A 12,468-nucleotide genomic window follows, 5' to 3' on the forward strand; every position below is an offset into this window, starting at 1 on the left:
CTGGCGGGCGGCGCTGCTGCGCCAGTTGCACAGCGAGACCAAGCGCGCTTTGCGCCGCGGCCTGGAGAACCCCATCGACCGCGACGACTGGATCCGCGAGACCCGCACCGAGGCGCTCGCCCTGCTGCGCACCCTGGGCGCCGACGAGGCCGAGGTCGAGACACTCTGGGACACCCTCGGCGACGACTACTTCGTCCAGTACACGCCCAGCGAGATCGTCTGGCACACCCAGGGCATCCTCGCCCACGCCGGCTCGCCGCTGCCCATGATCCTGGTCAGTGCCCCCGCCGAGGACACCAGCGAGGGCGGCACCAAGGTGTTCATCCACACCCGCTCGGTGGACGATCTGTTCGCCGCCACCGCCGCGGCGCTCGACCAGCTCGACCTGTCGATCCACGACGCGCGCATCGCCACCTCGAGCAACGACTGGACGCTCAACACCTTCATCGTCCTCGACGACGACGACGAACCGATCCGCGAACCCGCCCGGCTCGAGCGCATCCGTCACCATCTGATCGAGGAGCTCGACGATCCCGACGACTACCCGCAGATCGTCAGCCGCCACACGCCGCGCCAGCTCAAGCACTTCCGCGTGCCCACCCAGGTGCTGATCGAGCAGGACCCGGCCAACGCGCGTACCATGCTCGAGCTGATCGCCCCCGACCGCCCGGGGCTGCTGGCCCGCGTCGGACGGATCTTCATGGAGCAGCACATCGCCCTGTCGGCGGCCAAGATCGCCACCCTGGGCGAGCGCGTCGAGGACGTCTTCTTCATCACCGACAAGAACGGCGAGCCGCTCACCGACCCCGAACGCCAGACCCAGTTGCGCCAGCGCCTGTGCGAGACCCTCGACGTGTGACGCCCCGGGCATGAACTTGCCCGGACAGGCGGCGAGTGCAGCCAGGTCCCGGAAACATTCCCGGCATTTGAGGGGGCCCCACGGCTTCCCTATAATCGAGGGCTTCGCGCCGCACGGCACTCATAACGACACGATGCCCGCTAGACGGGCCGCTGGCACCTCATGAACCCCGATCTAGACGCCCTCAAGCCCTACCCCTTCGAGAAGCTCGCCGCGCTCAAGGCCGGGGTCCGCCCCGCCGACCGATCGCCCATTGCGCTGACCATCGGCGAGCCGCAGCACGCCCCACCCGCCGCGGTGCTCGAGGCGCTCGCCCGCCACGAGGGCGACGTCGCCCGCTACCCGGCCACCGCCGGCCTGCCCGAGCTGCGCGAGACCCTCGCCGGCTGGGCGACGCGGCGTTTCGGCCTCGCCCCGGGCAGCCTCGATCCGGCGCGCCACGTGCTGCCGGTCAACGGCACCCGCGAGGCGATCTTCGCCTTCGTCCAGGCCGCCGTCGACCGCCGCCGCCCGGCAAAGGTGGCGATGCCCAACCCCTTCTACCAGATCTACGAGGGCGCGGCGCTGCTCGCCGGCGGCGAGCCGCTGTATCTCGACTGCAACGCCGACAACGCCTTTCGTCCCGACCTCGACGCCGTGCCGGCCGAGGTCTGGCGCGAGGTCCAGGTGGCCTTCGTCTGCTCGCCGGGCAACCCCACCGGCGCGGTGACGCCGCTCGAGGAATTCGAGACCCTCATCCGTCTGGCCGACGAGCACGATTTCATCGTCGCCTCCGACGAGTGCTACTCGGAACTCTACCTCGACGAGGCCGCACCGCCACCGGGGCTGCTCGAGGCCTGCGCGCGGCTGGGACGCGACGACTATCGGCGCTGCATCGTCTTTCATTCGCTGTCCAAGCGCTCCAACCTGCCGGGGTTGCGCTCGGGTTTCGTCGCCGGCGACGCCGCGCTGATCGAACCGTTCAAGCGCTTTCGCACCTACCACGGCTGCGCCATGCCGCTGCACGTGCAGAAGGCCTCGATCGTCGCCTGGAACGACGAGATCCACGTGCGCGCCAATCGCGACGCCTACCGCGAGAAATTCGCCGCGGTGACCGAGATTCTCGCCCCGGTGATGGACTTCGCCGCGCCTCGGGCGAGCTTCTACCTGTGGCCGGCGGTGCCGGGCGGCGACGACGAGGCCTTCACCCGCGAGCTGTTCGCCGCGGAACACGTCAGCGTGCTGCCCGGGCGCTACATGTCCCGGGACGGCGCGAACGGCAACCCCGGCGCGGGGCGGGTGCGCCTGGCCCTGGTCGCCGAGGCCGCTGCCACCGCCGAGGCCGCGCGGCGCATCCGCGCCTTCATCGAACGCCGCTATTGAACGGAAATCGACCATGAACACGCTCTACGGCATCAAGAGCTGCGACACCTGCCGCAAGGCGCGCAAGGCACTCGATGCCCGCGGCATCGCCTACCGCTATCACGACCTGCGCGAGGACGGCCTCGACGCCGGGACGCTGGCACGTTTCATCGACCTCACCGGCCTCGAGACGCTGCTCAATACCCGCAGCACCACCTGGCGCGGGCTCGACGAGACCGAGCGCCAGGCCGCCCGGGACGACGCCGAGCGCGCCCGGGCGCTGATCCTGGCACACCCGACGCTGCTCAAGCGCCCGCTGCTCGACACCGGCGAGACGCTGATCGTCGGCCGAGCGCGCGACGATTACGCCAGCCTGGACTGACCGCCCCTTTCCACTTCCCTTTTCAGGAGACCCCCACATGCTGAGTTTCGCCCTCGGGATCGGCAACCAGAACACCCAAGGCGACTGGCTGGACGTCTACTATCCGACGCCGCTGTTCGCCCCCGACGCCGCGCTGGTCGACGCCGCCCGCCAGGCGCTCGACGCCCCCGCCGGCAACGCCGCGGTGAGCTTTCTGCCCGAGCACTGCGACGCCCTGGCCGAGGCCCTGAAGGCCGCCGGCGACACCGAGCAGGCCGAACTCGCCGCGGCGCTGGCCGCCAGCCATCGTCCGCTGGTCGCCACCTTCCTCGAGGTCGACCAGCCGCCGCAGAGCGTGCCCGAGGTCTATCTCAAGCTGCACCTGCTGTCGCACCGTCTGGTCAAGCCGCACGGCGTCGACCTCACCGGCATGTTCGGCCTGCTGCGCAATGTCGCCTGGACCAGCGAGGGCCCGATCGACGTCGAGGAACTGCCGGCCCGGCGCCTGCGCGCCCGCCTGGCGGGTCGCGCGCTGTCGGTGGACTGCGTCGACAAGTTTCCCAAGATGACCGACTACGTGGTGCCCAGGGGCGTGCGCATCGGCGATACCGCCCGCGTGCGCCTCGGCGCTCATCTCGGCGAGGGCACCACGGTGATGCACGAGGGCTTCGTCAACTTCAACGCCGGCACCGAAGGGCCGGGCATGGTCGAGGGGCGCATCTCCGCCGGGGTGATGGTCGGCAAGGGCTCCGACCTGGGCGGCGGCTGCTCGACCATGGGCACGCTCTCCGGCGGCGGCAACATGGTGATCAAGGTCGGCGAGGGCTGCCTGATCGGCGCCAACGCCGGGATCGGCATTCCGCTGGGCGATCGCTGCACCGTCGAGGCCGGGCTCTACGTCACCGCCGGCGCCAAGGTGGTGATGCTCGACGACCGCGGCCAGGAAGTGCGTACCGTGGCGGCACGCGAGCTGGCCAACCAGAGCGACCTGCTGCTGCGTCGCAATTCGCTCAACGGGCGTATCGAGTGCCTCACCAACAAAAGCGCCATCGCGCTGAACGACGCGCTGCACGCCAACGATTGACCCACGGCGCCCGCCCCGCGGGCGCCCTGCTTTTCAGCCTCAGGAACCTTCATGTCTTCGTCCGATACCGACGTGTCCACGCCCGCCCATTCGCCGACCCTCGAGCTGGCCATCGCGCTGATGCGCCGCGCCTCGGTGACCCCCGACGACGCCGGCTGTCAGGACCTGATGATCGCGCGCCTCGAGCGGCTGGGCTTTCGCATCCAGCGGCTGCCGTTCGGCGACGTCGAGAACTTCTGGGCGGTGCGCGGCCACCACGGCCCCGTGCTGGCCTTCGCCGGACACACCGACGTGGTGCCCAGCGGCCCCTCGTCGCAATGGCAGACCCCGCCGTTCGAGCCCTGCATCAACGATGACGGCGAGTTGTGCGGCCGCGGCGCCGCCGACATGAAGGGCAGCCTGGCGGCGATGGTCACCGCCGTGGAACGCTTCGTCGCCGCCCACCCCGAGCATCCCGGGCGGCTGGCCTTCCTGATCACTTCCGACGAGGAAGGCCCGGCGGTCGACGGCACCCGCGCGGTGGTCGAGCACCTGCTCGAGACCCACGAGCGTCTCGACTACTGCATCGTCGGCGAACCCTCCTCCAGCGAGCGGCTCGGCGACACCCTCAAGAACGGCCGGCGCGGCTCGCTGGGCGGCGTGCTGCACGTCCACGGCGTGCAGGGCCATGTCGCCTATCCGCACATGGCGCGCAACCCGATCCACGAGGCGGCGCCGGCGCTCGACGCCCTGTGCCGCGAGCACTGGGACGACGGCAACACCTTCTTCCCGGCGACCAGTTTCCAGATCTCCAACGTGCGCGCCGGCACCGGGGCGACCAACGTGATTCCCGGCGAGCTGGAAGTGGTGTTCAACTTCCGCTACTCGACCGAGGTCACCCACGAGGCACTGCGCCAGCGCACCGAGGCGCTCCTCGATGCCCACGGCCTCGACTACCGGCTAGACTGGACGCTCAACGGCGAGCCCTTCCTCACCGACCGGGGGGAACTGATCGACGCCACCGTGGCCGGCGTCGAGGCCGTCACCGGCCGCCCGCCCGAGCTGTCCACCGCCGGCGGTACCTCGGACGGCCGCTTCATCGCACGGCTGGGCTGTCAGGTGGTCGAACTGGGTCCGCTCAACGCCACCATCCACAAGGTCGACGAGCGGGTCCGGGCGACGGATCTCGACGATCTGAGCCGCATCTACGAAGCGATCGTCACCCGCCTGCTCACCTGAGGTTGCCATGGAACGTTATCCCGACATCGAGATCTACCTGGCCGAGGCGGACATCACCGCCCTCGACGAGTGGCTGGGCAGTCGCCTCGACGCGCCGCCGCTCCAGCGCCGCGGCAAGCGTCAATGGCGCAGCGACGGCCATTGCCAGGCACGCACGATCCCCGTCATGCTGGTCGAGAACGCCGCCGACGGCTACGCCAGCCTGTGGTTCGACAGTGACGCCACCCCCTGGCCGCGCGACATCGATTGCGCCCGCGACGCGGCCCGGGCGCTGGGCTGCGAGGTACGTTGCTCGCTGGGCGGCTGGCAGCCGGGCGACGACCCCGATCGTTTCTGGCAGGTCCGCGCCGACGGTCGGGAAGGCGCCATCACCTGGCCGGACTCGGGCCAGTAATTCAGACTGCCAGTCGAGCCTTCACACGCCACTCAGGGACGAACGATCATGGCGGAATCCAAACCGGTCATCTATGCCGCAATGGGCGGCAATCTGCTGATCGCGGTCACCAAGTTCGTGGCTGCGGCCTTCACCGGCAGTTCGGCGATGCTCTCCGAGGGCATCCATTCGGTGGTCGACACCGGCAACCAGGTCCTGCTGCTGCTGGGTCTGAAACGCGCCAGCCGACCGCCCAGCGAGCAGTTCCCCTTCGGCCACGGCAAGGAGGTCTACTTCTGGAGCTTCGTGGTCGCGCTGCTGATCTTCGCGGTGGGCGCCGGGGTCTCGCTGTACGAAGGCATACGCCACGTGCTCCATCCCAAGCCGATGGAGTCGCCGCTGATCAACTACATCGTGCTGGGGTTGGGGATCCTCTTCGAGGGGGCCTCCTGGGCCTTCGCCCTCAACGAGTTCCGCAAGACCAAGGGCAAGTGGAGCTACGTCCAGGCGGTGCGCCGCGGCAAGGATCCGGCGATGTTCGTGGTGGTGTTCGAGGATTCCGCCGCCCTGCTCGGCCTGCTCGCCGCCCTGGCGGGCGTGTGGCTCAGCGAGTGGACGGGCAACCCGGTCTTCGACGGCATCGCCTCGATCGTCATCGGCCTGATTCTCGGTGGCACGGCGATCTGGCTGGCGGTCGAGACCAAGGGGCTGCTGATCGGCGAGAGCGCCAATCGCTCGGTCGTCGAGGCGATTCGCCGGCTCGCCGGCGAGGCCGACGGCGTCGAGGCGGTCAACGAGGTGCTGACCATGCACATGGGGCCGGACTTCATCCTTGCCACGATCAGCATTCGCTTCGCCCGCGGCACGCCCGCCGAACGCATCGAAGGCTCCATCGCCGAGCTCGATCGCCGCATCAAGGCCGAGGTCGACACCGTCAAGCGGGTGTTCGTCGAGGCCGAGGCCCGGGCCGGTGTGGACGAACGCCCCGACCATGGCGACAGCCAGTGAACCGGCGCCCAACGACATCGCCCCGGCCGAGGCCGGGGCGATGGGGTCGATACGGGGCGATGCCCGGCGTCAGGTGATCACGGTGACGTCGTCGGCCTGGAGCCCGCGCTCGTTCTTGACGACGTGATAGCGCACCTTCTGGCCTTCGGCGAGGGTGCGGTGCCCCTTGCCGCGGATGGCCCGGAAGTGCACGAAGACGTCCTCGCCGTTGTCGCGGGTGATGAAGCCATACCCCTTGTTGACGTTGAACCACTTGACCTCGCCCGTTTCACGGTCGTCGTTCTCGATCTCCGCCAGGTTGGCCAGTTGCGGGGTGAGAATGTTAACGGCGATCGTGGCGACCAGCAGGATCACGAACACGGCGACCGAACTGGCCACGTAGACGCGCTCGATGCCATCGAGTGCCAGCGCCTCTTCGAGGGCACCGGTCAGGGCGCCATCGGCCAGCGAGGCAAACAGGGCAATCAACAGCGGAGCGGGGGCGGCAAGCAGGAGACTGATGAGACTACAACGTAGCAATACCTTTCGATTCATGGACCTCGGATTCTCTTGTTGTAACCGGAAACGGCCCGCGCACGACGGCGACGGGCGATATCACACACATTCAAGGTGTCGCGATGAACGGCAACACACAGGGCAGCGATTCTAGCATGATCGAAAATGACGCGCTTACCCGCCTGGAAGCCAGGCTCGAGGGCATCGAGAGCCGCCTGGCCCATCAGGAAGACTGGCTGGATACGCTCGACCGGGCGGTGGCCGGTCAGGAGCGTCGGCTGGCCCAGCTCGAGCGGGTCAACGACCTGATGCAGCAACGCCTGCGCGAACAGCATCAGGCCCTGCAGGCCCTAGACTCCGGTCCCGAGGCAGCAGACGAGCGTCCGCCGCACTACTGAGCAGCTCCGGAAAGCGCGAGCATCGAACCACGAAAACGCCGACGGCGCCCACGAGGGGCGCCGTTGCGATGATCTAGCGGCGTGACCGACGGCCCTTCAGGGCAGATCGTCGAGGTAGCGCTCGGCATCCAGCGCGGCCATGCAGCCGCTGCCCGCCGAGGTGATCGCCTGACGATAGACGTGGTCCATGACGTCGCCGGCGGCGAACACGCCCGGCACGCTGGTCGCGGTGGCGTTGCCCTCGAGCCCCGAGCGCACCTTGATGTAACCGTCGGCCATGTCCAGCTGCCCTGAGAAGATGCCGGTGTTGGGCGTGTGGCCGATGGCGATGAACACCCCCGGAGCCTTGAGTTCGCGGGTGCCGTCGTCCTGGGTGGAGCGCAGTCGCACGCCGGTGACGCCGGTGTCGTCACCGAGCACCTCGTCGAGGGTCTGGTTCCACTCGACGCGGATGTTGCCGTTGTCGACCTTCTCGAACAGCTTGTCCTGGAGGATCTTCTCGGCGCGCAGGCTGTCGCGGCGATGCACCAGGGTCACCGAGGAGGCGATGTTGGACAGGTACAGCGCCTCTTCCACGGCGGTATTGCCGCCGCCGACCACCACCACGTCCTGATTGCGATAGAAGAAGCCGTCGCAGGTCGCGCAGGCCGACACGCCCTGGCCCATGAACCGCTGCTCGGAAGCCAGGCCCAGGTAGCGCGCGCTGGCCCCGGTGGCGATGATCAGCGCATCGCAGGTGTAGATGCCGTTGCTGCCCTTGAGGGTGAACGGGCGGTTGCGCAACTCGACCTCGTCGATGTGGTCGAACACCACCTCGGTGTCGAAACGCTCGGCGTGGCGACGCATGCGCTCCATCAGCTCGGGGCCCTGCACACCGGTATCGTCGCCCGGCCAGTTGTCGACGTCGGTGGTGGTGGTCAGCTGACCGCCCGCCTCCATGCCGGTGATCAGCAGCGGCTCGAGGTTGGCACGTGCCGCATAGACGGCGGCGGTATAGCCCGCCGGGCCGGACCCCAGGATGATCAGTCGCTGATGACGCGCTTCGCTCATGAAAAAAGTCCTCTCCCGCAAGGGCGCCGTCGGAGACGACACCAGCCGTTGAAGTATCGGGGTGGGCTGTGATCTGGACTCGACACCGGTCACCCCGTCGAATGCAGATCGCAGTCTACCGCGTTTTGCCCGTCCCGGACGACGAAGGGCGGCCCGCAGGCCGCCCCGTGACGTCGCGGAGGCTTTACAGCTCCGTGGAGTGCGCGCCGAGGTACTTGGCGACGCCTTCCGCGGTGTCCTTCATGCCTTCCTGGCCTTCGTCCCACCCGGCCGGGCAGACTTCGCCGTGCTGCTGGTGATGCTTGAGCGCCTTGACCATGCGCAGCATCTCGTCGACGTTGCGACCCAGCGGCAGGTTGTTGACGGTCTGGTGCTGAACGACACCGTCCTCGTCGATCAGGAAGGAGGCGCGCAGCGCGACGCCCGCTTCCGGATGCTCGATGCCGTAGGCCTGCACGATCTCGTGCTTGACGTCGGCGACCACCGGGAAGCCGACTTCACCGATACCACCGGCGTCCGGCGAGGTCTTGCGCCAGGCGTAGTGGGTGAACTGGGAATCGATGGAGGCACCGATGACTTCCACACCCAGTTCCTTGAACTGCGCCAGGCGGTTGTCGTGGGCGATGATCTCGGACGGGCAGACGAAGGTGAAGTCCAGCGGCCAGAAGAACAGCACGCGCAGCTTGCCGTTGCTGTCGGAGAGCTTGAAGTCTTCGACGATGGAACCGTCGCCGAGTACCGCTGCCGCTTCGAAATCCGGTGCCTGACGTCCAACCAGTACGCTCATGTAACGCTCCTTGGAATGATGGGTAAGGGATCGTTGCGAGGAAAAATTTCAGTGACAGACTAAGGTTGCCCCTCGATTCTGCCAATTTGATAAGCCCAATGACCGGCATAGGGCCTGGCTATCGCGACGTATTCATGACAGCCCGCGAAGACGAACGGTCGCTAGACGATGTCGTCGTCGCGGGCCACCGTCACCTGTTCGATCTCGTCCGCCAGGACGGACACCTCGACGCCGACCTGCATCGGTGCGCAACAGCGCGGGCAATCCTCCCAGGTGACGTGACTGCCCTGGCTTGCGTCGACCAGCAGATCGAAGGCGGCCCCGCAGTAGGGGCAGTGAGTCGGATAGGAGACCAGCATTTCTTCGTTCATGACCGACTCCGCGACCGGCCCGGCGACTGTTCACGATGTGGGGCCCGCCGGACGGGCTTTCAAGGGGCGCAGGACACACGATCACAGCGTAGCCGAATTTCCCGGCCGCGGCCCGCGCGGCCATTCGACATGGCCGCCGGTTGAATTCACCGCCTATCATGTCCATGTCACAGGGCGTGATTACAATGGAAGTGTCGACAATCACCACCCTTGGCGTAGTATCGTAGCCAGTCCGGGAACCTGACGCTCGGGCAGCCAATGAAGACGGCCGCCGACAACCGACGAGAACGTCCGCCGCACCGCCCGAGCCACGCCCATGCAAGGCATAAGGAGGAGTCCATGAGCGCTGACGAAACGCCGAAGACCCTGAGTACCCTCGAGGCCGGGGGCACCACCTATCACTACTACAGCCTGCCCGAGGCGGCCAGGGCACTGGGCGACGTGACGCGCCTGCCCTTCACGCTCAAGGTGCTGCTCGAGAACCAGTTGCGCTTCGCCGACGACGAGAGCGTCTCGCGCGAGGACATGCAGGCGCTGGTGGACTGGCAGAAGGAGGCCCGTTCGACCCGCGAGATCGGCTACCGCCCGGCGCGCGTGCTGATGCAGGACTTCACCGGTGTGCCCGGGGTGGTCGATCTGGCCTCGATGCGCGACGCCGTGGCCAAGCTCGGCGAGGATCCGGCCCGTATCAATCCGCTGTCGCCGGTCGATCTGGTCATCGACCACTCGGTGATGGTCGACCACTTCGGCGACCCCTCGGCGTTCAAGGACAACGTCGCCATCGAGATGGAGCGCAACCGCGAGCGCTACGAGTTCCTGCGCTGGGGGCAACAGGCCTTCGACAACTTCCGCGTGGTACCGCCGGGCACCGGCATCTGCCACCAGGTCAACCTCGAGTACCTGGGCAAGGCGGTCTGGACCAAGGAGGAAGACGGCAAGACCTTCGCCTACCCCGACACCCTGGTGGGCACCGACTCGCACACCACCATGATCAACGGCCTGGGCGTGCTCGGCTGGGGCGTCGGCGGCATCGAGGCAGAGGCGGCGATGCTCGGCCAGCCGGTGTCGATGCTGATTCCCGAGGTGATCGGCTTCAAGATCACCGGCAAGCTGCGCGAAGGCATCACCGCCACCGACCTGGTGCTGACGGTGACCCAGATGCTCCGCCAGAAGGGCGTGGTCGGCAAGTTCGTCGAGTTCTACGGCGACGGCCTCAAGGACATGCCGGTCGCCGACCGCGCGACGATCGCCAACATGGCCCCCGAATACGGCGCCACCTGCGGTTTCTTCCCGGTCGACGAACAGACCCTGGACTACATGCGCCTCACCGGCCGTGACGAGGCGCAGATCGCACTGGTCGAAGCCTATGCCAAGGCCCAGGGCATGTGGCGCGAGCCGGGCCACGAGCCGGTCTACACCGATACCCTCGAACTCGACATGGGTGACGTCGAGGCCAGCCTGGCCGGGCCCAAGCGTCCGCAGGACCGCGTCGCGCTGACCGACATGAAGGCCACCTTCGAGAAGCTGATGAACGGCGACGCACCGGACGCGCCTCCCGAGGAGCAGGGCAAGTGGCAGTCCGAAGGCGGCCACGCGGTGGACGACGTCGAGCTCCACGATCGCCACCGTCACTTCGAGCACAGCGACAGCCAGGACGTCGAGTTCGACGGCGAGTCCTTCAAGCTCAATCCGGGGGCCGTGGTGATCGCCGCCATCACCTCCTGCACCAATACCTCCAACCCCAGCGTGATGCTCGCCGCCGGCCTGCTGGCGCGCAATGCCGTGGCCAAGGGCCTGTCCACCAAGCCCTGGGTCAAGACCTCGCTGGCGCCGGGCTCCAAGGTGGTGACCGACTACCTGGCGGCCGGCAACGTGCAGGACGACCTCAACGAACTCGGCTTCAACCTGGTGGGTTACGGCTGCACCACCTGTATCGGCAACTCCGGGCCGCTGCCCGAGCCGATCGAGAAGGCGGTCAACGACGGCGACCTCACCGTGGCCTCGGTGCTCTCCGGTAACCGCAACTTCGAGGGTCGCGTGCATCCGCTGGTCAAGACCAACTGGCTGGCCTCGCCGCCCCTGGTGGTGGCCTACGCCCTGGCCGGCAACGTGCGCCTCGATCTTTCCAAGGAGCCGCTGGGCACCGGCAAGGACGGCAAGCCGGTCTATCTCAAGGACATCTGGCCGTCGCAGGACGAGATCGCCAAGGCGGTCGAGCAGGTGCGCACCGACATGTTCCGCAAGGAATACGCCGAGGTGTTCGACGGCGACGAGACCTGGCGCTCCATCGACGTGCCCGAGAGCAAGGTCTACGAGTGGTCGAAGGACTCCACCTACATCCAGCATCCGCCGTTCTTCGAGGGCATGGGCAAGGAGCCCGAGCCGGTCGAGGACGTCAAGAATGCCCGGGTGCTGGCGATGCTCGGCGACTCGGTGACCACCGACCACATCTCGCCGGCCGGCGCGATCAAGCCCGACAGCCCCGCCGGACGCTACCTCCAGGAGCACGGCGTCGCGGTGAAGGACTTCAACTCCTACGGCTCGCGGCGCGGCAACCACGAGGTGATGATGCGCGGCACCTTCGCCAACGTACGCATCCGTAACGAGATGCTCGACGATGTCGAGGGCGGCTACACCCGCCACGTGCCCTCCGGCGAGCAGATGGCGATCTACGACGCGGCGATGAAGTACGTCGAGGACGACACCCCGCTGGTGGTGGTCGCCGGCAAGGAGTACGGCACCGGCTCGTCACGCGACTGGGCCGCCAAGGGCACCCGGCTGCTGGGCGTGCGCGCGGTGATCGCCGAGTCCTACGAGCGCATCCACCGCTCCAACCTGATCGGCATGGGTGTGCTGCCGCTGCAGTTCCCCGAGGGCGAGGATCGCAAGTCGCTGGGACTCACCGGCGACGAGACCTTCTCCATCGAGGGGCTCGGCGACCTCGAGCCGGGCGGCAGCGTCAAGGTAACCATTGCCTCCGACAAGGGCGAGAAGACCCTCGACGCCAAGTGCCGCATCGATACCGCCAACGAGATGGAATACTACCGTCACGGCGGCATCCTGCACTTCGTGCTGCGCAACATGCTTCAGTGAGCCAAGGCCGGGGCACGCCCCGGCCGACAC

At 67.7% G+C, this 12,468-nt stretch carries 13 protein-coding genes; 9 read left to right on the top strand and 4 right to left on the bottom strand.

The window, feature by feature from the left end:
- The 7 genes from D0901_RS12560 to D0901_RS12590 all read left to right on the top strand — a co-directional run.
- A partial coding sequence (locus D0901_RS12560; protein WP_129140646.1) for an ACT domain-containing protein occupies positions 1-859 on the top strand: 859 nt, incomplete at its 5' end.
- Positions 860-1,021: 162 nt separating this feature from the next.
- Positions 1,022-2,221 carry a succinyldiaminopimelate transaminase gene (gene dapC, locus D0901_RS12565; protein ID WP_129140647.1) on the top strand — a complete coding sequence of 400 codons (1,200 nt, stop codon included), beginning with the start codon at positions 1,022-1,024 and terminating at the stop codon, positions 2,219-2,221.
- Positions 2,222-2,234: 13 nt separating this feature from the next.
- A complete protein-coding gene (locus tag D0901_RS12570; RefSeq protein WP_129140648.1) occupies positions 2,235-2,582 on the top strand; it encodes an ArsC family reductase in 348 nt (115 codons plus the stop codon).
- 37 nt (positions 2,583-2,619) lie between these two features.
- A complete protein-coding gene (gene dapD / locus D0901_RS12575) occupies positions 2,620-3,645 on the top strand; it encodes a 2,3,4,5-tetrahydropyridine-2,6-dicarboxylate N-succinyltransferase (RefSeq protein WP_129140649.1) in 1,026 nt (341 codons plus the stop codon).
- Positions 3,646-3,696: 51 nt separating this feature from the next.
- Positions 3,697-4,863 (top strand): succinyl-diaminopimelate desuccinylase, encoded by a 1,167-nt coding sequence (dapE, locus tag D0901_RS12580; RefSeq protein ID WP_129140650.1) that lies wholly within the window; start codon positions 3,697-3,699, stop codon positions 4,861-4,863.
- Between the two features lie 7 nt (positions 4,864-4,870).
- Positions 4,871-5,257, top strand: coding sequence for a hypothetical protein (locus tag D0901_RS12585; protein ID WP_129140651.1), 387 nt, complete (start codon positions 4,871-4,873; stop codon positions 5,255-5,257).
- Between the two features lie 48 nt (positions 5,258-5,305).
- Positions 5,306-6,244, top strand: a complete 939-nt coding sequence (locus D0901_RS12590; RefSeq protein ID WP_224418108.1) for a cation diffusion facilitator family transporter — start codon at positions 5,306-5,308, stop codon at positions 6,242-6,244.
- Positions 6,245-6,313: 69 nt separating this feature from the next.
- Here D0901_RS12590 and D0901_RS21405 read toward each other — a convergent pair whose 3' ends face one another.
- Positions 6,314-6,778, bottom strand: a complete 465-nt coding sequence (locus tag D0901_RS21405; RefSeq protein WP_129140653.1) for a cold-shock protein — start codon at positions 6,776-6,778, stop codon at positions 6,314-6,316.
- Between the two features lie 83 nt (positions 6,779-6,861).
- On the opposite strand from D0901_RS21405, the gene D0901_RS12600 reads away from it, so the two are divergent.
- Positions 6,862-7,137, top strand: a complete 276-nt coding sequence (locus D0901_RS12600) for a SlyX family protein (RefSeq protein ID WP_129140654.1) — start codon at positions 6,862-6,864, stop codon at positions 7,135-7,137.
- 96 nt (positions 7,138-7,233) lie between these two features.
- Here the strand turns inward: D0901_RS12600 and trxB are convergent, their stop codons facing one another.
- From trxB to D0901_RS12615, 3 genes are all read right to left on the bottom strand, one after another.
- Positions 7,234-8,187, bottom strand: a complete 954-nt coding sequence (trxB, locus tag D0901_RS12605; protein ID WP_129140655.1) for a thioredoxin-disulfide reductase — start codon at positions 8,185-8,187, stop codon at positions 7,234-7,236.
- 184 nt (positions 8,188-8,371) lie between these two features.
- Positions 8,372-8,974, bottom strand: a complete 603-nt coding sequence (locus D0901_RS12610) for a peroxiredoxin (protein ID WP_129140656.1) — start codon at positions 8,972-8,974, stop codon at positions 8,372-8,374.
- 161 nt (positions 8,975-9,135) lie between these two features.
- Complete coding sequence (locus D0901_RS12615) at positions 9,136-9,345, bottom strand: zinc ribbon domain-containing protein (RefSeq protein WP_129140657.1); 210 nt, start codon at positions 9,343-9,345, stop codon at positions 9,136-9,138.
- Positions 9,346-9,684: 339 nt separating this feature from the next.
- Between D0901_RS12615 and acnA the strand changes: the two genes are divergently transcribed.
- A complete protein-coding gene (gene acnA / locus D0901_RS12620; protein WP_129140658.1) occupies positions 9,685-12,438 on the top strand; it encodes an aconitate hydratase AcnA in 2,754 nt (917 codons plus the stop codon).
- The last annotated feature ends 30 nt before the right edge of the window (positions 12,439-12,468 follow it).

Origin of the sequence: Modicisalibacter coralii (assembly GCF_004117855.1) — a bacterium.
Classification (GTDB): Bacteria; Pseudomonadota; Gammaproteobacteria; order Pseudomonadales; family Halomonadaceae; genus Modicisalibacter; species Modicisalibacter coralii.

What these genes read in the sequence shown, in the direction of transcription:
- dapC (WP_129140647.1), top strand. Translation starts at nt 1,022, where the DNA reads ATGAACCCCGATCTAGACGCCCTCAAGCCCTACCCCTTCGAGAAGCTC.
- D0901_RS12570 (WP_129140648.1), top strand. Translation starts at nt 2,235, where the DNA reads ATGAACACGCTCTACGGCATCAAGAGCTGCGACACCTGCCGCAAGGCG.
- dapD (WP_129140649.1), top strand. Translation starts at nt 2,620, where the DNA reads ATGCTGAGTTTCGCCCTCGGGATCGGCAACCAGAACACCCAAGGCGAC.
- dapE (WP_129140650.1), top strand. Translation starts at nt 3,697, where the DNA reads ATGTCTTCGTCCGATACCGACGTGTCCACGCCCGCCCATTCGCCGACC.
- D0901_RS12585 (WP_129140651.1), top strand. Translation starts at nt 4,871, where the DNA reads ATGGAACGTTATCCCGACATCGAGATCTACCTGGCCGAGGCGGACATC.
- D0901_RS12590 (WP_224418108.1), top strand. Translation starts at nt 5,306, where the DNA reads ATGGCGGAATCCAAACCGGTCATCTATGCCGCAATGGGCGGCAATCTG.
- D0901_RS21405 (WP_129140653.1), bottom strand. Translation starts at nt 6,778, where the DNA reads ATGAATCGAAAGGTATTGCTACGTTGTAGTCTCATCAGTCTCCTGCTT.
- D0901_RS12600 (WP_129140654.1), top strand. Translation starts at nt 6,862, where the DNA reads ATGAACGGCAACACACAGGGCAGCGATTCTAGCATGATCGAAAATGAC.
- trxB (WP_129140655.1), bottom strand. Translation starts at nt 8,187, where the DNA reads ATGAGCGAAGCGCGTCATCAGCGACTGATCATCCTGGGGTCCGGCCCG.
- D0901_RS12610 (WP_129140656.1), bottom strand. Translation starts at nt 8,974, where the DNA reads ATGAGCGTACTGGTTGGACGTCAGGCACCGGATTTCGAAGCGGCAGCG.
- D0901_RS12615 (WP_129140657.1), bottom strand. Translation starts at nt 9,345, where the DNA reads ATGAACGAAGAAATGCTGGTCTCCTATCCGACTCACTGCCCCTACTGC.
- acnA (WP_129140658.1), top strand. Translation starts at nt 9,685, where the DNA reads ATGAGCGCTGACGAAACGCCGAAGACCCTGAGTACCCTCGAGGCCGGG.